Source organism: Streptomyces sp. CoH27 (assembly GCF_020181035.1).
In the GTDB taxonomy this organism is placed as follows: domain Bacteria; phylum Actinomycetota; class Actinomycetes; order Streptomycetales; family Streptomycetaceae; genus Streptomyces; species Streptomyces camelliae.
In genome coordinates this window covers 225,216-247,408 of record NZ_JAIQYY010000009.1, presented here as the reverse complement: position 1 = coordinate 247,408, position 22,193 = coordinate 225,216, and the positions used below count along the sequence as shown (strand labels likewise).

Here is a 22,193-nt window from a genome sequence, read left to right as displayed (position 1 = left end):
ATGGCGCATCATGGAGCGGTGCAGCCTGAGTTCACCGGGATCCCCGGTACGCCCATCGCTCCGCGCGTGGCCGTGGTCGTCGACGTCATGCGCGCGTTCACCGTGGCCGCCTGGGCGTTCCGGCGCGGCGCCGAGCGGATCGTGTTCGCCGGTACGCAGGAGGAGGCCCTGGAGCTGAAGGCGCGTCACCCCGGCTGGCTGGCCTTCCAGGACGGAGCGCCGGTGCCGGGCTTCGACCTGGCCAACTCGCCCGCCCGGCTGCGCGCGCTGGACGTGCGGGGCCGTACGGTCGTGCAGAAGACGACCGCGGGGACGGCGGGGGCGCTCGCCGTGGCGGACGCCGGGCTGCTGCTGTGCGCGAGCTTCGTGGTGGCCGGTGCGACCGCCGAGCTGCTGCGGCGGGCCCGGCCCCGCACAGTGACCTTCGTGGTCACCGGGGACGGCGGGCGGGCCGAGGAGGATCTCGCCTGCGCGCAGTACATCGCCGACCGGATCCGCACCGGCGACACGGATCCGGGCCCTTATGTCGACCGGGCCCGGCGCTCCGACGCCGCGGCCAGGCTGGCCGACGGCGCGCGGCGCGGCTGGGCCGGTGTCCACCCCGAGGACGTGTCGATGTGCCTGGAGGCGGACACCTTCCCGTTCGCCATGGCGGCCGCCCGCATGGACGGCCACCTGGTGCTGCGCCCGGTGTATTCCGCCAGCACGGAGCCGGGCAGCGGCACGGAGCCGGACCGCCCGGCAGACGCCCGCCCGACGCACCCCGCGAGCGCGGACCCGGCAGGGACCGAGCCCGCAGACGTGCACCCCGCAGGCGCGGAGCCCGGCGGCGCGGAGCCGGGCCGCCCGGCGGACTGACTCCGGGACGCGACCCGCGCCGCGCCGTCGGTGAACCGCCGACGCACGGGTCAGCCCGTGTCCTCACGGTGGGCGCGGCCCGTCAGGTAGGCCCGTGGGCAGGACCGCAAGCGCCCCGAGCGCGCCCGCCGCTGCCGCCGTGGCAGCGAGCCGGGGCGGGCCAGGCGGTTCTGTCCCACAGCGGGGCCAGGCAGGCAGGAAGCGTCGCCCGCCGAGGAGCTGCCCGGCGGCACGTACCGCGATGACACCGAGCGCGGCAGTCGCCGTGCCGTGCCGGACCTTGCGCCGCGCGGGCGGGCGGGGCGAGGGCCGGCAGGACACACAGACCCGAGGCGTCAGCGGTGGCCGCGAGGCCCCCCTGGGACGGTCCGGCCCAGAAGCGCGGGGCGTGGGCCGCTCCGCGCAGCAGGACCAGCAGCGCCGGGTGGGAGACCGCGGTCGCCCGGGAGGCCTCCGGCCGGGACGCCTCCGCCGCACGCCGAGCCGCGACGGGACGGGAACCCGCGGCCCCATGGAAGTCATCGGCCGCATGCCAGTCCTCGACCGGGCGGGACGCCTCCCCCGGCTGGGAGACCACGTGGGGAGCCTCGTACGAAACGCCGTACGAGCCCTCGTACGAGACCGTGTGGGGACCCTTGTACAAGACCGCCTGGGGAGCAGCGTCCGGGCCCCGTACCGGTCCCCGTCCGGGCCCTCGTACGAGCCCTCGGGATGCGGCGCTTCGGGTATCCGGGGCGGGGGCGGTCCGGCCGGACGGGTCAGGGGGGCGAAGAGCGGGTGGTCACCCAGGCTCCGGTCGGAGGGTGCCACCGGGGCAGCGCCCCCTCGCGTACGGCCGCGGCATCGCACTCCGTCAGGAGGAGCCTCCTGTCGGACCCGCCGCCCAGGACGCCCCCGGCCGGGCCATGTGAGTGGCATCGACCCGATGGCGGGGCGGCCCGCGTTCTCCCCCCTTGCCCAGGTGCATTCCGTGCTCCTCGTGGCGCATTCTTGCTGTGTCAGCCACCCGGAGGGCGCACGGGACGAGGTAGGGCCGATGGCTGGGAGCGGCGGCGAGCAGTTGGTCCGTACGCGGGCCAGGCTGGCCGCGCTGCTTGCCGACGTCTCGACCGGCGCGGTCGGCGCGGCGGGCGGCCGGGTGGCGGGCGTGTATCTGCGCTCGGGCACGCCGGGTCTGCTGCGGCTGGCGGTGGTCGCCGGGCTGCCCGGCCCGCTGTTCCGTCCCTGGTGGCGGCTGCACGTGGGCCGTCCCTTCCCCGTCGCCGACGCCTACCGTCTCGGCGTGCGGGTGGTGCTGGCCGACGCCGCCGAGACGATGCGCCGCTACCCCCAGTTCGCGGCGGGCCTGCCCTTCCCGTTCGGGTCGGTGCACGTGCCGGTGCCGGGCGGCAGCGAGCCGCTCGGTGTGCTCACGGTGCTGCGCCCCGCGATCGCGGACGACACGGACGAGCCGCTGGACCAGGAGCTCCTCGCCCGGCTCGCCGAGGGCCTCGGCGCCGAGCTGCTCGCGCTGGCCGCCGGGAACCCGGAGGCGGTCGTCTGGGACGCCGAGCCGCTGAGTGTGCGGCCGCCCGCGAGCCGGTCGGCACAGGCCGTGGTGGGGCGGTTCAGCTGGGATCCGGTGACCTGCGCGGTGCGCGCGGACGACCGGTTGCACGCCCTTCTGGGCTTGCGCCCCGGCGAGTTCGCGGGGACGGACGAGGCCCTCGCGGCCGCCGTCGCCCCGGCTGACGCGGACCGCATCCTGGCCGCGCTGCGCGAGACCGCCGGCGGGAAGCCGCCGGGGGCGCCGCTGAGCCTGCGGGCGGGGGACGGCACGCTCCGGCTGCTGGACCTGTGGCCGGCCCCGGAGAACGCGGCGGCGGAGCCGGTCGGCGGGGTGGTGGTCGACCCCGGACCGGGCGCCTTCGCCGACGGCGCGGCCGATCTGCTGCCGCAGGGGGTGTTCTGCCTCGACCGGCTGGGGCTGGTCGTGTACGCCAACGAGGCCGCGGCCCGCCTCACGGGCCAGGAACGGGGGCGGCTGCTCGGGCGCCCGGTGTGGGAGGCGATGCCGTGGCTGACCGGGCCGCCGTACGACGACCATCTGCGCGGCGCGCTGCTGGCCCCGGAACCGGTGCACTTCCACGCCAGACGCCCGGCCGGAGCGGACCGTGAGCAGCCCGGTGAGGGGGACTGGCTCGCCGTGTCCGTGCATCCCGGCGCGGACCTGCTGACCTGCACACTCGTCCCGGCCAGCCGCATGGACGCGCCGGTCGGGCCGGTCACGCCGGTCACGCCGACCGGGCCGGTCGCCGAGACGTACCTCGCCGGCGACGCGGCCGGTCCGTCGATGGCGCCGGCGTACCGGCCGATCGCCCTGGCCATCGCGCTGACGGACGCGGTGACCGCACGACAGGTGTCGGCGGTGGTCGTGCAGGAGCTGCTGCCGGCGTTCGGCGGCGGGTGCCTCGCCATTTACGTGCTCCAGGACCGGCATCTGTACCTGGCCTGGGAGAGTGGCTTCCCGCAGGGGTTCCTGGCCCCGTTCGAGGGGACCGGGCTGGACGCGCGTCTGCCCGGTGTGGAGTGCCTGACCACGGGCCGGCCGCTGTTCTTCGAGTCGATGCAGCAGATGGCGGCCGCGTATCCGGGCATGCCGCTGGACGCCGAGGAGGGCGCGCGGGCGTTCCTGCCGATGATCGCCTCCGGCCGGCCCGTCGGCTCGTGCATCCTCGGCTTCGATTGCCGGCGCAGCTTCAGCACCGAGGAACGTACGGTCCTCACCGCGCTCGCCGGGCTGATCGCGCACGCCATGGAGCGGGCGCAGCGCTACGACAACGAGGCCGCCCTCGCCCGGGGCCTGCAGCAGGCGCTGCTGCCGCACCGGTTGTCGACGCACCCCCGGGTGGAGACCGCGGGCCGGTATCTGCCGGGCACGCAGGGCATGGACGTCGGCGGCGACTGGTACGACGTGGTCGAGGCCGGTGACGGGATCGCGCTGGTGATCGGTGATGTGCAGGGGCACGGGGTGCAGGCGGCCGCCACCATGGGCCAGCTGCGCAGCGCGGTGCGGGCGTTCGCGCTGGGCGACCGGCCGCCGGACGAGGTGCTGAGCGGCACCAACCGGCTGCTGATCGACCTCGACCCCGGCCAGTTCGCCAGCTGCTGCTATCTGCGGCTGGACCCGGCCACCGGCCGGGCCCTGGTCGCGCGGGCGGGCCATCCTCCGCCGTTGCTGCGCTGCCCCGACGGCCGTACCCGGCTGCTGGACATCCCCGGCGGGGTCGTCCTCGGCGTGGATCCGCTCGCCCGGTACCCGGTGGCCGAGCTGGTGCTGGAGCCGGACGCGATCCTCGCCCTGTACACGGACGGGCTGGTGGAGCGGCCGGGTGCCGACATCGACGACGGCATCGCCGCGCTGCGGCTGGCGCTCGGCCGGGCCGGGGCCGCCGCCGGGCGGCGTGGCGGGCGTTCGCTGGCCGGGGTCGCGGACCGGCTGACCGCCACCGCCCGGCGTGCCATGGACCGGCCCGACGACGTGGCGCTGCTGCTCGCCGCCCGCCGTTCGGCTGCCCGGCCGCGCCGGTGACCGGATCGCGCGGACCCGGGCGGCGGATCACCGGTGGTCACGGTCTCGCCTGAGCGGGCTGGGCAGTGTAGACATGGGCACATGGTGCGACTGTCCGGCCGGTCCGCGACCCGGCCGCCCCGAGCGTTCGGGCGCCCGCACGCACCGAAGGGCCCGGCAGGGGACGCCTCGGGCGTGGACGGTGACCGGCCGGGCATGCTGCGGTCGGCGGTGACCGGACGCAGTGTCGCCGGGCAGGTCTTCCTGCTCCAGGTCGTGATCGTGCTGCTGCTGGTGGTCGCGGCCGTGGTGGCGCAGGTGCTCCAGGTGCGGCGCGACAGCGACACCGAGGCGCAGAACCGTTCGCTCGCCGTCGCCGAGACGTTCGCCAACGCGCCGGGCACGGTGGCCGGGTTGCGCGCCCCGGATCCGACGGCCGTCCTGCAGCCGAAGGCCGAGGCGGTCCGCAAGGCGACCGGCGTGGACTTCGTCGTCGTGATGAACACCGACGGCATCCGCTACACCCACCCCAAGCCGGACCGCATCGGCAAGAAGTTCGTCGGCACGATCGGGCCGGCGGTGGCCGGGGGCATCGTCACCGAGCACGTCAACGGCACGATAGGCCCGCTGGTGCAGGTCGTGGTGCCGGTGAAGGACACCTCCGGCAAGGTGGTCGGCCTGGTGTCGGCCGGGATCACCACGGCGCACGTGGGCGGGGCCGCCGCCCAGCAGCTGCCCCTGCTGCTCGCAGCGGCAGCGGTGGCGCTCGCGCTGGCCACCGGCGGCACGGCCCTGGTCAGCAGACGGCTGCTGCGCCAGACCCGCGGTCTCGGGCCGTACGAGATGACCCGGATGTACGAGCACCATGACGCGGTGCTGCACTCGGTCCGCGAGGGCGTGCTGATCGTCGGCGACGGCGGCCGGCTGCTGCTCGCCAACGACGAGGCGCACCGGCTGCTGGACCTGCCCGAGGACGCCGAGCGGCGCAGCGTGCTGGAGCTGGGCCTGGACGACGAGACGGCGGCGCTGCTGGCCTCGGGGCGGGTGGCGACGGACGAGGTGCACCTGGTCAAGGACCGGCTGCTGGCGATCAACCAGCGCCCCACCGATCTGCGCGGCGGCCCGGTCGGCAGCGTGACCACGCTGCGCGACTCCACCGAGCTGCGGGCGCTGTCCGGGCGGGCGGAGGTGACGCGCGAGCGGCTGAACATGCTGTACGACGCCGGGGTGGGCATCGGCACCAGCCTGGACGTGACCCGCACGGCGCAGGAGCTGGCCGAGCTGGCGGTGCCCCGGTTCGCGGACTTCGCGACGGTGGACCTCTTCGACGCGGTGCTGCAGGGTGAGGAGCCGCGGCCCGGCACCGCGCTGCGCCGCACGGCGGGCGCCGGGGTACGCAAGGAAGCCCCGCTGTACCCGGTCGGCGAGCGGATCCGGTTCGTGGCCACCTCGCCGCAGGCACGCAGTCTGACCACCGGTCAGTCGGTCGTGGTGCCCGTCCTTCGGGACGCGCCCGGCTGGCGGGCGCAGGACCTGGAGCGCACCGACCAGGTGCTGGAGTACGGCATCCACTCGATGATCACCGTGCCGCTCCGGGCGGGCAGTCTGGTGCTGGGGGTGGCGAACTTCTGGCGTTCGGAGAAGCCGGAGCCGTTCGACTCCGAGGAGCTGGCGCTCGCCGAGGAGCTGGTCGCGCGGGCGGCGGTGTCCATCGACAACGCCCGCCGGTACACCCGCGAGCACAGTATGGCGGTGGCCCTGCAGCGCAGTCTGCTGCCGCGCACGCTGCCCGAGCAGGGCGCGCTGGAGATCGCCTATCGCTATCTGCCGGCCCAGGCCGGGGTGGGCGGCGACTGGTTCGACGTGCTGCCGCTGTCCGGGGCCCGGGTGGCGCTGGTGGTGGGGGACGTGGTGGGGCACGGACTGCACGCGGCGGCCACCATGGGCCGGCTGCGCACGGCGGTGCACAACTTCTCCGCGCTCGATCTGCCGCCCGATGAACTCCTCAGTCTGCTGGACGAGTTGGTGGGCCGGATCGACCAGGACGAGACCTCCGCCGACGGCACGGCGGCGATCACCGGCGCGACCTGTCTGTACGCGGTCTACGACCCGGTGGCGCGGCGCTGCACCCTGGCCCGGGCCGGGCATCCCCCGCCCGCGCTGGTGCATCCCGACGGCAGCGTGGAGTTCCCGGACGTGCCGGCGGGACCGCCGCTGGGTCTGGGCGGGCTGCCGTTCGAGACGGCCGAGCTGGAGCTGGCCGAGGGCAGCCGGCTGGTGCTGTACACCGACGGGCTGGTGGAGGACCGCGACCGGGACATCGACGAGGGCCTGGAGCTGCTGGGGGACTCCCTGCGCCGGACGCCGGGCGCCTCTCCGGAGGAGACCTGCCGTACGGTGCTGGAGCGGCTGCCGGCCCGGCCGAGCGACGACGTCGCGCTGATCGTCGCCCGCACCCGGGTGCTGGACACCGACCGGGTAGCCCAGTGGCAGGTGCCGTCCGACCCGGCGGCGGTGTCGCAGGTGCGGTCCTCGGTGACCGCGCAGCTGGCCGCATGGGGGCTGGAGGAACTGGACTTCACGACGGAGCTGATCCTGAGCGAGCTGGTCACCAACGCCATCCGCTACGGGCGTGGCCCGATCGGGGTACGGCTGCTGCGCGACCGCACGCTGATCTGCGAGGTCTCCGACGCCAGCACGACCTCGCCGCATCTGCGGTACGCGGCGAGCACCGACGAGGGCGGCCGGGGTCTGTTCCTGGTCGCGCAGCTCGCCGACCGCTGGGGCACCCGCTACACCCCTCAGGGCAAGGTCATCTGGGCGGAGCAGCCGCTGCCGTAGACGCATCGCCGGTGGCGCTGCCGGAGCTGGTGCCGGCGTACGAGCACGAGGGACGCCACCGCGAGGCGGTCACCGAACTCTCCCGGTACGAAAGGACGTCGGCGGACCGGCCGGACCGCTGTCTGCTGGTGTTCAACGCGGTCCTGGCGGGCGATCCGGAGCCGGCCCGGCGTCAGCACGCGCTGCTGTCCGACCCCGAAGAAGCGCAGTGGCGGCCCGCACGCGACCGGCCGAACCGGGGGCTCGCACGGGCGGCCGACGCCGAACGGGCGCCCTCGCCCGGCCCGTCCGAGCTGCGCGGCCGGCAGTACGTGAGCTCCGGCACCGTCCTCGGCACGCTGTCGCCGTACGGCTTCGACGCCGGGACGAACGGCCGGTACGCCTGGCTGCAGGACACCCCGGACCAGTGGCTGCGCGGCCTGCTGCGGCTGGGCGCCCTGCCGGCGGCGGCCGAGGTGCGGCCGCGCTCGGTGTCGCTGCTGCCCGACCGGGACTCGCCGCGGCCGAGGCGCCGGGCCTGCCGGCCGAGCCGTTCGCCCCGGACCGCACGGACACGGTGGTCGTGGCGTCCGACCTGGACGGGCCGGCGGCGCACGACGGCGGCCCGGAGATCATCGGCACGCCCTTCGAGCGCGCGCCCGGGCAGGTGCTGCACGCGCACGCGAGCTGCTGGACCGGCCCGCCCGCGCTCACGGCGGACAGCGTCGCCCTGCTGCACCAGTCGGTGGTGGCGCCCTGGGGCGAGCGGCTGCGCGCGGGCGCGGACGGCGGGGTCGGGTGGGGTCCGGCGGACGACCGGCCGGAGGCGGAGATCGCCGAGACGATCACGGCGGCCGGCCCGGAGCCGGATCCGGGGGGACGGCGCGGGACCGGCGGACGGTGACGCGGAGTTCGCGGCGTTCGCGGTGGCCGTCAGGGGCAGCCGGCTGCGCGGTGACCGGGCGCGGGTCGGCTCCGCCGGGCCGTCACCGGCTCCCGGTTCACCTGAGCCCGAAGGGCCGTTGCCCTGGTCCTCAGCCGAGGGCGCGGTCTAGGTTGAAGGCGGCGCTGATCAGGGCCAGGTGCGTGAACGCCTGCGGGAAGTTGCCCTGTTGCTCGCCGGTGCGGCCGATCTCCTCGGCGTACAGGCCGAGATGGTTGGCGTAGGTGAGCATCTTCTCGAACGCCAGCCGGGCCTCGTCGAGCCGGCCGGCCCGGACCAGGGCCTCGACGTACCAGAAGGAGCAGATGGAGAAGGTGCCCTCGTCGCCGCGCAGCCCGTCGGGGCTGGCCTGCGGGTCGTAGCGGTAGACGAGGGAGTCGGAGACCAGGTCCTCGCCGAGGGCGTCCAGGGTGGACAGCCACTTGGGGTCGGTCGGGGCGACGAACTTGCCGAGCGGCATCATCAGCAGCGAGGCGTCGAGGACGTCGCTGCCCTCGTACTGCACGAAGGCGCCGCGCCGATCGGACCAGCCGCGGTCCATGATCCGCCGGTAGATCGTGTCGCGGGCCTGCCGCCATCGGGGCAGGTCGGCGGGCAGACCGCGCCGGTTGGCGAGCCGGATGGCCCTCTCGATGGCGACCCAGCACATCAGCCGCGAGTACGTGAAGTTCCGGCGGCCGCCGCGGGTCTCCCACACGCCCTCGTCGGGCTGGTCCCAGTGCGCGCACACCCAGTCGACCACCTGGCACACGTCGTCCCACTGAGCGCTGGAGATCGGCTGGGCCCATTTGTCGTAGAGGTAGATCGAGTCGATCAGGGCGCCGTAGATGTCCAGCTGGAGCTGGTCGGCGGCGGCGTTGCCGACCCGGACCGGGGCGGAGCCCAGATAGCCCTCCAGATGCGGAAGGATGCGCTCGGGCAGGTCGGTGCGGCCGTCGATGCCGTACATGATCTGCAGCGGTGGGGTGCCGTCGGCGCTGTCGCAGGGGCTGACGTGGGTGGTGAGGAAGCGCATGAACGCCTCGGCCTCGCCGCTGAAGCCGAGCCTGAGCAGCGCGTAGACGGCGAAGGCGGCGTCGCGTACCCACACGTACCGGTAGTCCCAATTGCGCTCGCCGCCGAGCTGCTCGGGCAGGCTGGTGGTGGGGGCGGCGACGATGGCTCCGGTGGGGGCGTAGGTGAGCAGCTTCAGGGTGAGGGCCGAGCGGTGCACCATCTCGCGCCAGCGGCCCCGGTAGCGGGACTGGTGCAGCCAGCGCCGCCAGTAGGCGACCGTGGCGTTGAACTGGTGCTCGGCCTCGGCGTGGGCGCAGCCGCGGGGGGCGATCTCCGCGCCGACCTGGTCGAGGGCGAACACGGCGGTCTCGCCCTCGGCGAGCTTGAAGTCGGCGCGGGCGTCCCGGGCGTCGCACTCCAGCGTGACTGTCGAGGTCAGCGCCAGGGACAGCTCGGCGGACTCGAACAGCACGGTGCCGTCGGCCGCCGTGCTGAGCGTGTGCGGGACGGCGCCGTAGCCGAAGCGCGGCGCGATGAGCGCCCGGAACGGGACGGCGCCGCGGACGCAGACCACGCGCCGGATCAGCCGGTGCCGGCCTGCCTCGCCGGTCCCGGCCCCGCCGGCCGCGCTGTCCGAGGTCACCGGCATGAAGTCCTGCACCTCGCCGACGCCGTCCTCGGTGAAGAAGCGGGTGATCAGGACGTTGGTGTCGGGGAAGTAGAACTGCTTGGTGCGCGCGGGTACCGTGGCGGCCAGCTCGAAGCAGCCGCCGCGCTCGGCGTCGAGGACGGCCGCGAAGACGCTGGGCGCGTCGAAGGACGAGCAGCAGTACCAGTCGATCGTGCCGTTGGTGCCGACCAGGGCCACGCTGCGCAGGTCGCCGATGAGTCCGTGCTCGGCGATCGGCAGATAGCGCGGGCCGGGGCGGAATCCCTCGGCGAACGGGGTCTCGGCCATCCGCGGCCTCCCGGTGAGCGTGAGCGAGCTGCTTTCCAGCTTAGGAGCGAGTGCTCTCCGGTGGCGTGGGAAGGCGCCGCGGTGAATGGTGAGAGTGTGCCCCGTTCGGGGGCACCGGCACGGATGCGGTCATCCGGACCGAGGAGGAGGCATCATGTCGACATCCACACCCGACGCGTCCCGGTCGCCCGACGACCACTGCACCCCGGACGCCCTGCTCCACACCGCTCCGGCCCGGGACATCACCCCGGAGGACTATGTGATGGCGGCGGGCAGGGACGTCACCCCGAAGAACCTCGACTGGGCCCGCCGCAAGATGGAGAAGGAGGGCCCGACAGCGGTCGAGAGGCTGCTGCCGTAGGGCGTCCGGGGAAGCCGGAGACAAGGGGCGCGGGCCGTGTGCGGAGCACAGCACCGCGCCCCCTGGCGCGCCCCGGTCCGGCAGTCAGTCCGTCGGCTGTTCCGCCAGACCCGCCGTCCACTTCTCCTCGATGCGGCCCGCCTTCCACACCAGCAGGGCGACGGCCCAGGTGGCGAAGAAGAGGCCGACGATGACGAAGCCGACGGTGTTGAGGTCGAGGCCCGAGATCCAGTCCCAGAACGCGCCGTGCAGGTCCAGCCGGTCGGCGAGGAGGCCCAGCAGCTCGACCGTGCCGATGATCAGGGCGACGGCCACGGACAGGCCCGTGATGGTGAGGTTGTAGTAGACCTTGCGGACCGGCTTGGAGAACGCCCACTCGTAGGCGAAGTTCATGAACGAGCCGTCGATGGTGTCCAGCAGCGACATGCCCGCGGCGAACAGGACCGGCAGGCACAGGATGGCGTACCAGGGCAGGCCGGAGGCGGCGCCGGAGCCGGCGAGGACCAGCAGGGCGATCTCGGTGGCCGTGTCGAAGCCGAGGCCGAACAGCAGGCCCAGCGGGTACATCTGCCACGGCTTGCGGATTGCGCCGGTGAGGCGGCCGAGCAGGCGGTTCATGAAGCCGCGGTTGTTCAGCTGCTGCTCCAGGGCGGCCTCGTCGTAGTGGCCCGAGCGCATCCGGCGGAACACCTTCCAGATGCCGGCCAGGATGACGAGGTTGATGCCGGCGATGAGGTAGAGGAAGGTGCCGGAGACCGTCGTACCGATCAGGCCGGTGACCTGGTGGAGGTGGGAGTTGTCGGCGCGGACCGGGCCGGCCAGGGCCTTCATGCCGAGCGAGAGCAGCAGGGAGAGGCCGAAGACGACGCTGGAGTGGCCGAGGGAGAACCAGAAGCCGACGGACAGCGGGCGCTGCCCCTCGCCCATGAGCTTGCGGGTGGTGTTGTCGATCGCCGCGATGTGGTCGGCGTCGAAGGCGTGCCGCATGCCGAGGGTGTAGGCGGTCACGCCGATGCCGATGCCGAAGGATTCCTTGCCGACGCTGAAGTGCTGCGGCGCGATGATGCCGGCCAGGGTGCCCCAGCCGATGACGTGCAGGGCGAGGACGAATCCGGCCATCCCGCCGACCCTGGTCCACTCCTGTCGCGTCATGGAGGCGCGGACGCGCCGCCAGAGCGACGGCTTGCCGTCGGCCGGGGCGGGGAGGGACGGAGCGGATCCGGGGGCGGCCGTCATCGGGAGGGTCTGTCCTTCGGTCGTGCGGGTACGGCCGCACCGCGCAGCCTCATGCCATCTTCTCCTACTTGCAATTCATGTGCAGCAGGGGGTTGGTAAAGGCGACGGCAGGCCTTTCCCATGAGGAGGGAAAGGCCTGCCGTGGAACGCCGGGAACCGGGGGTCAGGCGGAGAGCATGCCCCGGCCCAGCCAGTCCTTGGCGTCCTTCACGCCGGGCAGGGCGAAGAAGTAGCCGCCGCCCGTGGGCGAGATGTAGTCGACGAGGGGCTCGTCGATCAGCCGGGTCTGCACGGCCTCGAACTGGCGCTTGACATCCTGGTTGTAGCAGCAGAACACCAGGCCCATGTCGAGGTTGCCGACGTTGTCCACGCCCCGGTCGTAGTTGTAGCCGCGGCGCAGGATGCGGGAGCTGTCGCTCTTCGCGGTGCGCGGGTTGGCCAGCCGTATGTGGGCGTCCAGCGGGATGGCGTTGCCCTGCGGGTCCTTGGCGTACTGCGGGATGTCGGTCTCCTGGGCGCCGTCGAGCGGGGCGCCGGTGTCCTTGCGGCGGCCGAACATCTTCTCCTGCTCGCTCAGCGAGACCCGGTCCCAGAACTCCACCAGCATCCGGATGATCCGGATCACCTGGTAGCTGCCGCCGGTGGCCCAGGCGGGCTCGCCCTGGCCGTCGCCGACCCAGATCAGCTTGTCCGTCTCGCGGGCGGAGGTGACGTCCGGGTTGGCGATGCCGTCCTTGAAGCCGAGCAGGTTGCGCTGGGCGCCGGTGGGGCGTGGCGCGTTCTGGAAGCCGTCGATGCGCCACTTGATCTGCATGGCGCCGCGGGTGTGCCGGGCGATGTCGCGCAGCGCGTGCAGCACGGTGTCCGTGCTCTGGGCGCAGATCTGCAGCGAGAGGTCGCCATGGCACTCGGCCGCGTTCAGGTTGTCGTTGGGGAAGGTCCGCATCGGGGTGAGCCGGGCGGGCCTGGCCTTGGCGAGGCCGTAGCGGTCGTCGAAGAGGGAGGCGCCGACGCCGACGGTGACGGTGAGGCCGTCGGAGGGGACCTCGGGGCCGAGGATGCCGTTGTCGGAGGGCGGCGCGCCGACGCCCAGGTCGGCCGGGGCCCCGCCGGAGGTGAGGAAGCGGGCCCGCTCGGTGATCGTCTTCAGCAGGTCGGTGAGGCCCTTGCGGTCGTCGGCGATGACGTCGAGGGAGACGAAGGTGGCGGCGGCCGGCGCGGGGGTGATGATCCCGGCCTGGTGGGCGCCGTGGAAGGGGACCTCGGCCGCGCTGTCGGGGTGGGCGGACTGCGCCTGCGCGGTGCCGCCGCTCTCGCCGAGGGCGAAGCCGCCGCCGGCCAGGACCGCTCCGGCGGCACCGGCACCCAGCGCGGTCCGCACGAAGGAGCGGCGGGCGGGGCCGACGGGGCAGGTCGGCGTGTCGGCGGTGGACATCGGAGGGTTCCCTTCGGGGTGCGGGTGCGGGTGCGGGTGCGTCGTCGGGCGGGCTTCGGTCATCAGGCGGACTTCCGGATCTCCAGCAGGTCCGGAATCGGGGCGAGGTCCTCCAGCAGCTGGCCGGTGGCGCCGTTCAGCCGCTGCCGGTCGTTCGCGGCGAGCTTGTCGACGGCCGTCCAGCGGTCCCCGTCGTGGGCGGCGTCCAGCAGCTTCTGCACGCGCGCGATGTCCGCGTCGACCGTGGGGAGCAGCTTGGGCGCGCGGCTGGTGAGCAGCGGCTTGAGGACGGTGAGCAGTTCGCGGGTGCCGTCCAGGTTGGCGCCGGCGGTCGCGAGGTTGGTACCGCTGCCCTCGTCGGTGTCGCCGGTGAGCTCGAACTGGAGGGTGTTCTCCAGGATCTCGTGTGCGCGCAGCGGCAGGTCGCCCGGGTCGAAGTCCTGGCTCGGGAACGCCTTCTGAAGGCCCGCGACGTCGGTGACGAGCTGCTGGGCGGGCCCGGTCAGGTCCTTGGCCGACTGGCCGTGCCACAGGCCGTACTCGATGCGGTGGAAGCCGGTGAAGTCCTTGTCCTGGACGCCGTCGGTCAGTCCGTCGGCCCGGCCGTTGATCTTCTTGTCGAAGTCCTCGAAGGTGCCGTAGGCGGCGCCCAGCGAGGAGTAGGTCAGATGGGCGGTGAGCCAGTCGGTGCGGGCCTTGTCGAGGTGGTTGCCCTTGATGTCGTCGGCGAGGGTGCGGGTCTGGCCGACCAGGGTGGCCAGGCCCTGGCCGACGTACGCCTTGTACGCCTTCAGGGGCGTGGCGAGGTCCTGCTCGGAGACGGGGACGACCGGCTTGGCCGCGCCGCCGCCGGTGACGGTGACCGACCCGGAGGTGACGGCCTTGCCGCCGGTGGGGACACAGCGCCAGGCGTAGGTGCCGCCGGCGACGGTGGCGACGAGGTCGCGGGTGGTGCCGGGGGCGAGGCCCTCGATCTCGCCGTAGACCGCGTTGGTCGACGGGTCGACCAGGTACACCTCGGAGGTCTTGCCGCCGGTGTTGTGCATCTGGAAGGTCTGCCGGCCGGGCTTGGGGGCGGTGAAGCCCTTGCCGCACTCGGTCTCGGAGACGGCGACGGTCTGGTCGCCGGCGGGCTTGGGACGGGCGAAGGCGACGACGAGTCCGGCGATGACGGCGGGTACGGCGACCACGGCGGCCGGTACCACCCAGACCGGCCGGCGCCGCTCGGGCCGCTCGGCCTCGGTCTCCCGCTCGGGGCTCTCCTTCGCCGCCTTGGGGGCCGTGGCCCGCACACCGCGCACGAACAGGGTCATCACGACGGCCAGGTAGGCGACGTAGGCGACCACCTGGAGCCAGGTCATGGTCGGGGTGAGGTTGAAGACGCCCTGGACCAGGGTGCTATACCAGGAGCCGGCGTCGACGCTGCTCGCGAGGTCGACCGCGTAGGCGGTCTTGCCGGGCAGTACGCCGCCCTCCTGGAGGTCGCGCAGGCCGTAGCCGAGGACGCCCGCCGCGATGACGATCAGGACGGCGCCGGTGGCGGTGAAGAACTTCGTCAGGTTGATCTTCAGGACCCGGCGGTACAGACCCCAGCACAGGCCGGCCGCGAGGACCAGGCCGATGCCGGCACCGGTCATCGGGCCCGCGGACTCGCCGGCCGCCCGTGCGGTGGTCCACAGGAACAGGGCGGTCTCCAGGCCCTCACGGCCGACCGCGAGGAAGGAGGTGAGGATCAGCACGCCCGAGCCCATGGCGAGCGCGCCGGTCACCTTCTCCTTCAGCTCACCGGACAGGCTGCGCGCCGAGCGGCGCATCCAGAACACCATGGCGGTGACGAACGCGACGGCGATCACGCTGAGGACGCCGCCGAACGCCTCCTGGGCGGTCTGCGGCATGGAGGCTGCGGTGAAGGTGAGCACCGCACCGAAGCTCATGGCCAGCGCGATCGCGGCCAGGACGCCGGTCCACACCTGGGGCAGCCGTGAGCGCGCCTCGGCCCGGACCAGGGTGGCGACCAGGATGGAGACGATGAGTCCGGCTTCGAGTCCCTCCCTCAATCCGATCAGGAAACTCGGAAACGCGTCGTCCCACATGACCTGCGGCCCTCCCAGACCAACTTAGCGAAGGCATGCCTTACCTTCGCGGACCATCATGACCATGGCCATGTAGTCATTCAGTCACGAAAAGGCAATGTGCAGGTAAAGGCCGGGAACGATCGGCGCCCTCGATTCGTCTACAGACCGGTCGACCGTCTACAAATATGTAGTCGTAGTAGTCGCGACCCATTCGCAAAAAGCCGAAGAAGAAGCCGAAGGAAGGGCGTACGGCGATGGCCACTCCCCCACACCTGGCATCGCAGCTCGCGGTCAACGTGCTCGATGCCCACTCGCTGCTCGCCGCCTTCGGCGTGCTCGGCGTCGGCGTGGTGCTCTTCGCCGAGACCGGCCTGCTGATCGGGTTCTTCCTGCCCGGAGACTCGCTGCTGTTCACCGCGGGCCTGCTGTGCACGGGCTCCGCCGACCGCGGGCTGCATCTGTCGCTCGGCCCGCTGCTGGTCGCGGCCGCCGTCGGCGCGCTGGCCGGCTCGCAGTGCGGGTTCCTCATCGGCCGCAAGGCGGGCGGCGCGCTGCTGGCCCGCACCCGGTCGGCGAAGCTGCGCGAGGGCGCCCGGCGCGCCGAGGAACTGCTGGAGCGCTACGGCCACGCCAAGGCGATCGTGCTGGCCCGCTTCGTCCCGGTGGTGCGCACGGTGCTGAACCCGATGGCGGGCGCCCTCGGGGTCCCGGCCCGGACCTTCACCGTCTGGCAGACGATCGGCGGGCTCGTGTGGAGCCTCGGCCTCACTCTCGCCGGATACGCGCTCGGCTCCACGATCCCGAGCATCGACACGTACCTGCTGCCGATGATCGCGCTGATCGTCGTCGTCTCCCTGCTCCCGCTCGCCGCCGAGCTGCTGCGCTCCCGCCGGGCCGCCAAGGAGGTGCGCGGATGAACCTCGCCCTGACGGGCGCGTCGGTCGACGGCCCGCTCTACACGGACATCGTGGACCTCGCCCACCGCGCCCCCGGCTGGCTGGACGGCGTGATCGCGGTGTGGTCGGCGTACGGACTCGCGGTCTTCGCCCTGCTCATGCTCGCCGGCTGGTGGCGGGCCCGGCGGGACGGCGCGACCGCGGCCGTGACGGCACTCGCCGTGCCGGTGGCGGTGGTGCTGGCCTACGCGGTGACCAGCGTGGTGAAGCCGCTGGTGGCCGAGGACCGGCCGTGCCGCCACCTGGCCTTGCGCACCCTGGAGGCGTGTCCCGCACGCGGCGACTGGTCGTTCCCGAGCAATCACGCCGCGATCGCCTTCGCGGCGGCGACCGCCCTGTTCTTCGTCTCCCGGCGGCTCGGCGTGGTGGCGGCCCTGTGCGCGGGCGCCATGGCGGCGTCCCGGGTATGGGTCGGGGTGCACTACCCGCACGACGTCGCCGTGGGCGCGGCGCTCGGCGCGGCGGTGGCGTTCCTCGCGATGACCGCCCTGAAGCGGCTGCCGGCGGACCTGCCGGAGCGGCTGTCGGGGACCCGGCTGCGCCCGCTGCTGGTGTCGGACCCGGCATGAGGCCCCGCAACCTGGCGGAGCCGGCGGTCACCGTGGCCCTGGGCGCCTGGCTGGCGTTCACGGTGCTGGCCGCGCTGGTGATCAGCGACCAGGGCCCCCTCTTCCCGGACCTGGACTTGTTGTCCTGGTCCGTGGGACACCGCCCGCCGGTGGCGGTGGCCCTCGCCCGCGGGCTGACCGCGACGGGCACCGGTGTCGTGCCGTACGTCCTGGCAGTGCTGGCCGGGCTGATCGCGGGGCGCACCGCACCGCAGCGACTGGTCGCCGCAGCTCTCGCCGTGGCCTGCCTCGCCGCGGGCCAGGCGGTGCGCTACGGCGTGATGGACCTGGTCGCGCGGGCCCGGCCGCCGCAGTACGACTGGCAGACGCAGGCCTCCGGCTGGTCGTTCCCCTCCGGACACACCACGACGAGCGCGGTGACGGCGGGGCTGCTGATCCTGGCCCTGGGCCTGCGCGCCGGGCGGAGCCGCACCGCACTGTGTCTGCTGGTCGCCGTATGGGGCGCCGGGGTCGGGCTGACCCGGGTCTACCTCGGCGTGCACTGGTTCACCGACGTCGTCGGCGGCTGGTTGTTCGCCGCCGGCTGGCTCGCCCTGTCCGTCCGCGCGGCGGCCCGGTGGCTGCCCGCGGGCTTCGTCCCGCGTGCCCCGCAGCCGGGCACGTCCGACCCGAGCGATCCGGCCGATGCGCCGGTGGAGAGTGATGCGCCCCAGGATCCTCATCGTCGAGGACGATCACGCCCTGCGTGACGTGCTGCGCCGTGGTCTGCACGACGAGGAGTTCGACACGCTCACGGCCGCCGACGGCGCCACCGCGCTGCGGCTGGCGACGCCGGACGTGTCCGCCGTCGTGCTGGACGTCGGCCTGCCCGACGCCGACGGCCGCGACGTCTGCCAGGCGATGCGCGCGGGCGGATTCCTCGCCCCGGTCGTCTTCCTGACCGCGCGGCGCGGGCTGACCGACCGCCTGTCGGGCTTCTCGGCCGGCGGCGACGACTATCTGCCCAAGCCGTTCCACCTCGCCGAGCTGGCCGCCCGGCTGCGGGCCGCCCTGCGCCGGGCCGCGCCGCCGCCCGCCGGCGGCGCGGACGGCCTGACGCTCGACGCCGTGCGGCACAGCGCCACCGTGCACGGCCGGCGCATCGACCTCACCCCGACGGAGTTCCGGCTGCTGGCCGCACTCGGCGCGGCGGGCGGGGAGCTGGTGCGCCGCCGCGAACTGCTCCGCGCGGGCTGGCCGGAGGGGGCTCAGGTCAGCGACAACACGCTGGACCAGTATCTGACCCGGCTGCGCCGCAAACTGCGCGCGGCCGGCAGCGAGCTGACCATCGCCACGGCACGCGGAATCGGCCACCGCCTGACATGAGTCTCCCTTCCCCGGTCCGCTCGTTGTCCGCCCGGCTCGCGCCGCGCACCCTGCGCGGGCGGCTCTCCCTGGTCGCGCTGACCACGGCGGCGCTGCTGATGGTGATCCTCACCGTGGTGTTCAACACCGTGGTCCGCCACCGCCTGCAGCGGGAGGCGGACGACGAACTGCGCACCCGCGCGGCGGCCGTGGCCACGACCGTCGACACCCGGCACGGCCGGGTGCGGGTCCTGGAGACCTCGGGCGACCGGCTTCTGGACACCAACGCCTGGATCTATGCCGGCGGCCGACTGCTGGAGCGGCCCCCGTCCGGGGCCGGTGAACTCACCCGCGCCGCCGCTGCCCTGGCCGCCCGGGGCACGCGCGCGTGCCGCACGACGCACGGTGCCGACACGGTACGGCTGTGCGCCGAGCCGGTGCCCGGCGGCGCGGCGCGGGCCACCGTGGTCACGGCGCTGGACCTCGCGCCGTACCGCAACTCGGCCCGGACGCTGCTGCTGGGCTCGTTCGCGCTGGACGCGGTGATGCTCGCCTGCACCTATGCGCTGACCCGGCTGGCGGTGGGGCGGGCGCTGCGGCCGGTGCGGACCATGACGGACCAGGCGACGCAGTGGAGCGCCGTCGGCTCCGAGGAGCGTTTCACGGGCGGCGGCCGGCCGGCCGAACTCGCTGCGCTGGGCGTCTCGTTGGACTCCCTGCTGGACCGCATCCGGGCGGTGCTGCGGCATGAACGGCAGCTGACCGGCGAGCTGTCCCACGAACTGCGCACCCCGCTCAGCCGGATCGTCGCCGAACTGGACTGGTGGCACGCCCGCCCGCGCTCCGCCGCCGACACGAAGGCCTCCCTCGATGTCGTGGCCGAGGCCGCGCAGTCGATGCGCACCATCTGCGACACGCTGCTGGACGAGGCCCGCGAGGGAATGCCCACGGCTCCCGGCACGGCCGACGTGCCGGCCGTACTGCACCGGCTGGCCGCGCAGTCGGACGCCTCCCCTTCGGTGCGGGCGGCCGCCCCGGGGCCGCTGACGGCAGGGGTCCAGCCGGCCCTCCTCGAACGGATCGTCAGTCCGCTGCTGGCCAACGCGGTGCGCTACGCCCGTACGACGGTCACACTGAGCGCGAGCCGCGAGGAGGGCCTCGTGCGCATCGAGGTCACGGACGACGGCCCGGGCGTGCCCACGGCGTTCACGGCGCTGCTCTTCCAGCCCGGCAAGCGGGCCGACCCCGGCGACGGGCACGCCAGCGCGGGCCTCGGCCTGCCGCTCGCCCGGCGTCTGGCCAGGTCAGCAGGGGGTGAGGTGTCCTACGACCCGGGGCACGGGCCGGGGGCGCGGTTCGTGGTGACCCTGCCTGCGGGGTGAGCGCGGCCGGCTCGGCCGGATGGCTCGTGGCTCGTGGCTCGGTGACGTCCTTGCGGATCACTGGTTCGTGGCGGGTCAAGCGGTGCGATCCGCGAGGGGCGGTGACGCGCGACGCGGTCGGCGATCTCCCGCCTGGCCCGGAGCCGGATGGGGCCGCGGAGTGCCGTCTGTGACGAGCCGGCCGGCGTAGCGGAGATCGCCGTACCTACGACGGTGGACAGTGCCGCGGTCGAGACGGCGGTCACGCGGTCCCAGCGGTCGAAGCGTTCCGCCGCGGTGTTGTGAGCAACGTGCAGAACCCGTTGGCCTTCTGCCCAGTCGTCGATCACGTGCAGGCGGCTCGCAGCCGCGCCCTGCCTCATCCGCGAAGTCCCCCTCCTCGCCGACGCGCGCTGTCCTGACGCAAGCCCTCTGCCGGTGGCGGGGCGACTGAGATTTCTACCCCGGCGGGCAGGCCTGGAAGCGCCTGACCAAGCTCTACCGGCTGTTGACGGCCACCGTCTCGTCGGGCACCGGGGGCGACTGCGCGCCCGGCCCGCGCCCTGCGATGCGCATGGCGACGCAAGCCCCCAGGTACAGCAGGGCGACGACCAGCAGCAGCGCCTGATAGCCCGTCACCAGCGCCAGATATTCGAGCGCGCCCCCGGTCAGCGCGCCCAGCAGATTCGCGCCGAACGCGGATGTCGGGTCCGCGGCGAGCGCGAGGCGGTCCGAGAAGATGAGGTTGGCGCAGAAGATGGGGGCGAAGGCCAGGGCGATGGCGGCGGCGAGCCGTCCGGCGAAGGGCAGCGAGAGCACCGCGTGCGCCGGGACGAGCCAGGCCACCGCGAGGGTGCCGAACAGCAGAAGCTGCAGCGCCGGCTGGTTGACCCGCCGCAGCCGGCGCCGGACCTCGACCGCCGCGAGGACGGCGAGCAGGACACCGATGAAGACCAGGGCGTTGACCAGCCAGGTCGTACCGAAGTAGAGCGCGAAGCCGATCACGTTCTTCGTTTCGAGCAGCATGAAGGCCGCGCCCATCAGGAACATGTCGGTGTAGCGGACCGTGCTTCGGATCCGGACTCCGGTCAGGCGCACCGCAAGGAGCGTCACCAGCAGGATCGCGCCCAGCGTGCCCAGGTAGAGCGTGGGAATGGTCCGGTGCAGCAGATACGGGAACGGGTGGTCGTCGCTCGCGGCCGCCGGGACCGCGCCGCTGGGCTGCCAGATCCGCTCGCACGACTGGTCGGCGGTCGTCATCCCGGCCACCAGCACGGCCGCGTTCTTGCCGAACGTCGTCATACAGGGGGCATGGCCGTAGATGTCGTCGAGGGAGCCGGCGAAGCGGTCGACCAGCCAGCTCGTCCGGTAGTAGTTGTACATGGCGAACGCGCCGTTCGGCGCCAGGTGATCGCGTGCGGCCTCGAACGCCTGCCGGGTGAACAGGTAGCTCTCCAGGCGCAGATTGCTCGCCCCGGCCACCAGCGTCAGCGAGTCCGGCAGCGCCAGGACGACGAGGTCGTACTTGGCGTTCGTCCGCTCCAGGAAAGCCCGTCCGTCATTGATGTGGACGTGCACCCGGGGGTTGTCGTACGGCTTCGCCGGGTGCAGCTGTGCGCCGATCTGCTGCAGCCGGGGATCGATCTCGACCGCGTCCACGCGCTGCGCTCCGTGGGCCAGGGCGACCGCGACGTCATTGCCGTTGCCGGCCCCGATGACCAGCACGCGCTTGTGCGGGTTGCCGGGCGTGCGGTCGTACGGCTGCCGATAGGGCGAGTTCTTGCGCATCAGCACCGGGAGCGGCGCGATGCTCTGGTGCGGGACACCGTTGGCGGAGATGCGGTACCCCCCGGCGGTGGACGGCACGGGCGTGAGCTGGACCTTGTAGTAGGGCGACCAGGAGATGCCGGCTGTCGCCGTCTCCACGAACAGCGCAGCGACCATCGCCATGAGCGGGATGCCGTACCGCAGGGTGTTGCGCCGCCCCCCGAGGATCAGCAGGGCCGCGGCGGCGAGTACGCCCCATACGACCGAGGGAGCGCGGAGCCAGGACACCAGGGCGAAGGCCACCGAGCCGATGATGCTGCCGAGCAGGTCGAAGCGGTAGGCGTCGAGCGAGGGAAGCCGGCGGAAGAGATCGGCGGCGATCTTGCCGATCGCAGCCATGATCACCGCGGTGAGCAGGAAGATGGCCGGCAGCGTCACCCACTCGGGGAAGCCGGTGGTCTTCACGGCGGTGAAGTAGATGATCTGGCCGCTGCTCTGACGCACCTGCACCGGAAATTCGCGCACCAGAACGACGAGCAGCGCGAGCGGAACCGGTGCCCAGCGTGCGAGCCACTGCCCGCGCGAGGCGGGGATCAGGAACCCGATGCCGATGCCCAGGAACGACCCCAGCAGGATGAAGTTCGAAAAGTAGCTGAGGTGGACGACGTTGGCGCCCGCCCATCTGATCAGCGCCAGCTCGACGAAGAGCATGGTGGCGCTGGCCAGCAGAAGCCGCCAGCGCACCCCGCGGTCGGTTTGTCTGATTTCGGTCGGCCTCACGCGCCATTACGGTGCCATCTTCAGCACGGTCAGTCGAGGAGACTTGCCGACTTTTATGATGATATCTCCAGGTTGAGAGAGGTCTTGCGGAGCCGGCAACCATGCCGCGGGCGGCGCTGCCGGTGCGCAGTCGGCTGCGGTGCTGGCGCTTGTGGACAGCATCAGCAGTGCGCGAATCAGCCGC

14 protein-coding genes and 1 pseudogene are annotated in these 22,193 nt (G+C 73.4%); 10 read left to right on the top strand and 5 right to left on the bottom strand.

All coding sequences use genetic code 11. From position 1 onward, the window contains the following. From LE548_RS16915 to LE548_RS16900, 4 genes and pseudogenes are all read left to right on the top strand, one after another. Window positions 1-693 (top strand): annotated as a pseudogene (locus LE548_RS16915) (2-phosphosulfolactate phosphatase); the annotation flags it as partial. A 1,201-nt stretch (window positions 694-1,894) separates the two neighbouring features. Beyond that, window positions 1,895-4,429, top strand: a complete 2,535-nt coding sequence (locus tag LE548_RS16910) for a SpoIIE family protein phosphatase (RefSeq protein WP_225097677.1) — start codon at window positions 1,895-1,897, stop codon at window positions 4,427-4,429. Between the two features lie 195 nt (window positions 4,430-4,624). Beyond that, window positions 4,625-7,249, top strand: a complete 2,625-nt coding sequence (locus LE548_RS16905; RefSeq protein ID WP_225097785.1) for a SpoIIE family protein phosphatase/ATP-binding protein — start codon at window positions 4,625-4,627, stop codon at window positions 7,247-7,249. A 406-nt stretch (window positions 7,250-7,655) separates the two neighbouring features. Next, complete coding sequence (locus tag LE548_RS16900) at window positions 7,656-8,132, top strand: hypothetical protein (RefSeq protein WP_225097676.1); 477 nt, start codon at window positions 7,656-7,658, stop codon at window positions 8,130-8,132. 130 nt (window positions 8,133-8,262) lie between these two features. On the opposite strand, the gene LE548_RS16895 is transcribed toward LE548_RS16900, so the two are convergent. Next, window positions 8,263-10,125, bottom strand: coding sequence for a glycoside hydrolase family 15 protein (locus tag LE548_RS16895; protein ID WP_225097675.1), 1,863 nt, complete (start codon window positions 10,123-10,125; stop codon window positions 8,263-8,265). Window positions 10,126-10,279: 154 nt separating this feature from the next. Between LE548_RS16895 and LE548_RS16890 the strand changes: the two genes are divergently transcribed. Next, window positions 10,280-10,486 (top strand): hypothetical protein, encoded by a 207-nt coding sequence (locus LE548_RS16890; protein ID WP_225097674.1) that lies wholly within the window; start codon window positions 10,280-10,282, stop codon window positions 10,484-10,486. Between the two features lie 84 nt (window positions 10,487-10,570). Here LE548_RS16890 and LE548_RS16885 read toward each other — a convergent pair whose 3' ends face one another. The 3 genes from LE548_RS16885 to efeU form a co-directional block, all read right to left on the bottom strand. Further along, the gene (locus LE548_RS16885) at window positions 10,571-11,722 is read right to left on the bottom strand and encodes a HoxN/HupN/NixA family nickel/cobalt transporter (protein WP_225097673.1); all 1,152 of its coding nucleotides are present in this window, start codon (window positions 11,720-11,722) and stop codon (window positions 10,571-10,573) included. 163 nt (window positions 11,723-11,885) lie between these two features. Beyond that, window positions 11,886-13,157, bottom strand: coding sequence for an iron uptake transporter deferrochelatase/peroxidase subunit (gene efeB, locus LE548_RS16880; RefSeq protein ID WP_225097672.1), 1,272 nt, complete (start codon window positions 13,155-13,157; stop codon window positions 11,886-11,888). A 62-nt stretch (window positions 13,158-13,219) separates the two neighbouring features. After that, a complete protein-coding gene (gene efeU / locus LE548_RS16875; protein WP_225097671.1) occupies window positions 13,220-15,250 on the bottom strand; it encodes an iron uptake transporter permease EfeU in 2,031 nt (676 codons plus the stop codon). A 236-nt stretch (window positions 15,251-15,486) separates the two neighbouring features. Here efeU and LE548_RS16870 point away from each other — a divergent pair, with 236 nt between their 5' ends. The 5 genes from LE548_RS16870 to LE548_RS16850 are packed head-to-tail and all read left to right on the top strand — an operon-like array spanning window position 15,487 to window position 19,483. Further along, window positions 15,487-16,149: a DedA family protein gene (locus tag LE548_RS16870; RefSeq protein ID WP_225097670.1), complete on the top strand. Its 663-nt coding sequence runs from the start codon at window positions 15,487-15,489 to the stop codon at window positions 16,147-16,149. Further along, window positions 16,146-16,757, top strand: a complete 612-nt coding sequence (locus LE548_RS16865; RefSeq protein WP_225097669.1) for a phosphatase PAP2 family protein — start codon at window positions 16,146-16,148, stop codon at window positions 16,755-16,757. Before LE548_RS16870 ends, LE548_RS16865 begins: the two co-directional genes overlap by 4 nt. Beyond that, a complete protein-coding gene (locus LE548_RS16860; RefSeq protein WP_225097668.1) occupies window positions 16,754-17,506 on the top strand; it encodes a phosphatase PAP2 family protein in 753 nt (250 codons plus the stop codon). The genes LE548_RS16865 and LE548_RS16860 overlap by 4 nt, the downstream gene beginning before the upstream one ends. Next, window positions 17,460-18,122 carry a response regulator transcription factor gene (locus LE548_RS16855; protein WP_225097667.1) on the top strand — a complete coding sequence of 221 codons (663 nt, stop codon included), beginning with the start codon at window positions 17,460-17,462 and terminating at the stop codon, window positions 18,120-18,122. Before LE548_RS16860 ends, LE548_RS16855 begins: the two co-directional genes overlap by 47 nt. Continuing rightward, window positions 18,119-19,483, top strand: coding sequence for a HAMP domain-containing sensor histidine kinase (locus LE548_RS16850; protein ID WP_225097666.1), 1,365 nt, complete (start codon window positions 18,119-18,121; stop codon window positions 19,481-19,483). The genes LE548_RS16855 and LE548_RS16850 overlap by 4 nt, the downstream gene beginning before the upstream one ends. Before the next feature lie 477 nt (window positions 19,484-19,960). Here the strand turns inward: LE548_RS16850 and LE548_RS16845 are convergent, their stop codons facing one another. Then, window positions 19,961-22,009 carry a spermidine synthase gene (locus LE548_RS16845; protein WP_225097665.1) on the bottom strand — a complete coding sequence of 683 codons (2,049 nt, stop codon included), beginning with the start codon at window positions 22,007-22,009 and terminating at the stop codon, window positions 19,961-19,963. Window positions 22,010-22,193 lie beyond the last annotated feature (184 nt).

What these genes read in the sequence shown, in the direction of transcription:
- LE548_RS16895 (WP_225097675.1), bottom strand. Translation starts at nt 10,125, where the DNA reads ATGGCCGAGACCCCGTTCGCCGAGGGATTCCGCCCCGGCCCGCGCTAT.
- LE548_RS16905 (WP_225097785.1), top strand. Translation starts at nt 4,625, where the DNA reads ATGCTGCGGTCGGCGGTGACCGGACGCAGTGTCGCCGGGCAGGTCTTC.
- LE548_RS16885 (WP_225097673.1), bottom strand. Translation starts at nt 11,722, where the DNA reads ATGACGGCCGCCCCCGGATCCGCTCCGTCCCTCCCCGCCCCGGCCGAC.
- efeU (WP_225097671.1), bottom strand. Translation starts at nt 15,250, where the DNA reads ATGTGGGACGACGCGTTTCCGAGTTTCCTGATCGGATTGAGGGAGGGA.
- LE548_RS16890 (WP_225097674.1), top strand. Translation starts at nt 10,280, where the DNA reads ATGTCGACATCCACACCCGACGCGTCCCGGTCGCCCGACGACCACTGC.
- LE548_RS16910 (WP_225097677.1), top strand. Translation starts at nt 1,895, where the DNA reads ATGGCTGGGAGCGGCGGCGAGCAGTTGGTCCGTACGCGGGCCAGGCTG.
- LE548_RS16850 (WP_225097666.1), top strand. Translation starts at nt 18,119, where the DNA reads ATGAGTCTCCCTTCCCCGGTCCGCTCGTTGTCCGCCCGGCTCGCGCCG.
- LE548_RS16855 (WP_225097667.1), top strand. Translation starts at nt 17,460, where the DNA reads ATGCGCCCCAGGATCCTCATCGTCGAGGACGATCACGCCCTGCGTGAC.
- efeB (WP_225097672.1), bottom strand. Translation starts at nt 13,157, where the DNA reads ATGTCCACCGCCGACACGCCGACCTGCCCCGTCGGCCCCGCCCGCCGC.
- LE548_RS16870 (WP_225097670.1), top strand. Translation starts at nt 15,487, where the DNA reads ATGGCCACTCCCCCACACCTGGCATCGCAGCTCGCGGTCAACGTGCTC.
- LE548_RS16860 (WP_225097668.1), top strand. Translation starts at nt 16,754, where the DNA reads ATGAGGCCCCGCAACCTGGCGGAGCCGGCGGTCACCGTGGCCCTGGGC.
- LE548_RS16865 (WP_225097669.1), top strand. Translation starts at nt 16,146, where the DNA reads ATGAACCTCGCCCTGACGGGCGCGTCGGTCGACGGCCCGCTCTACACG.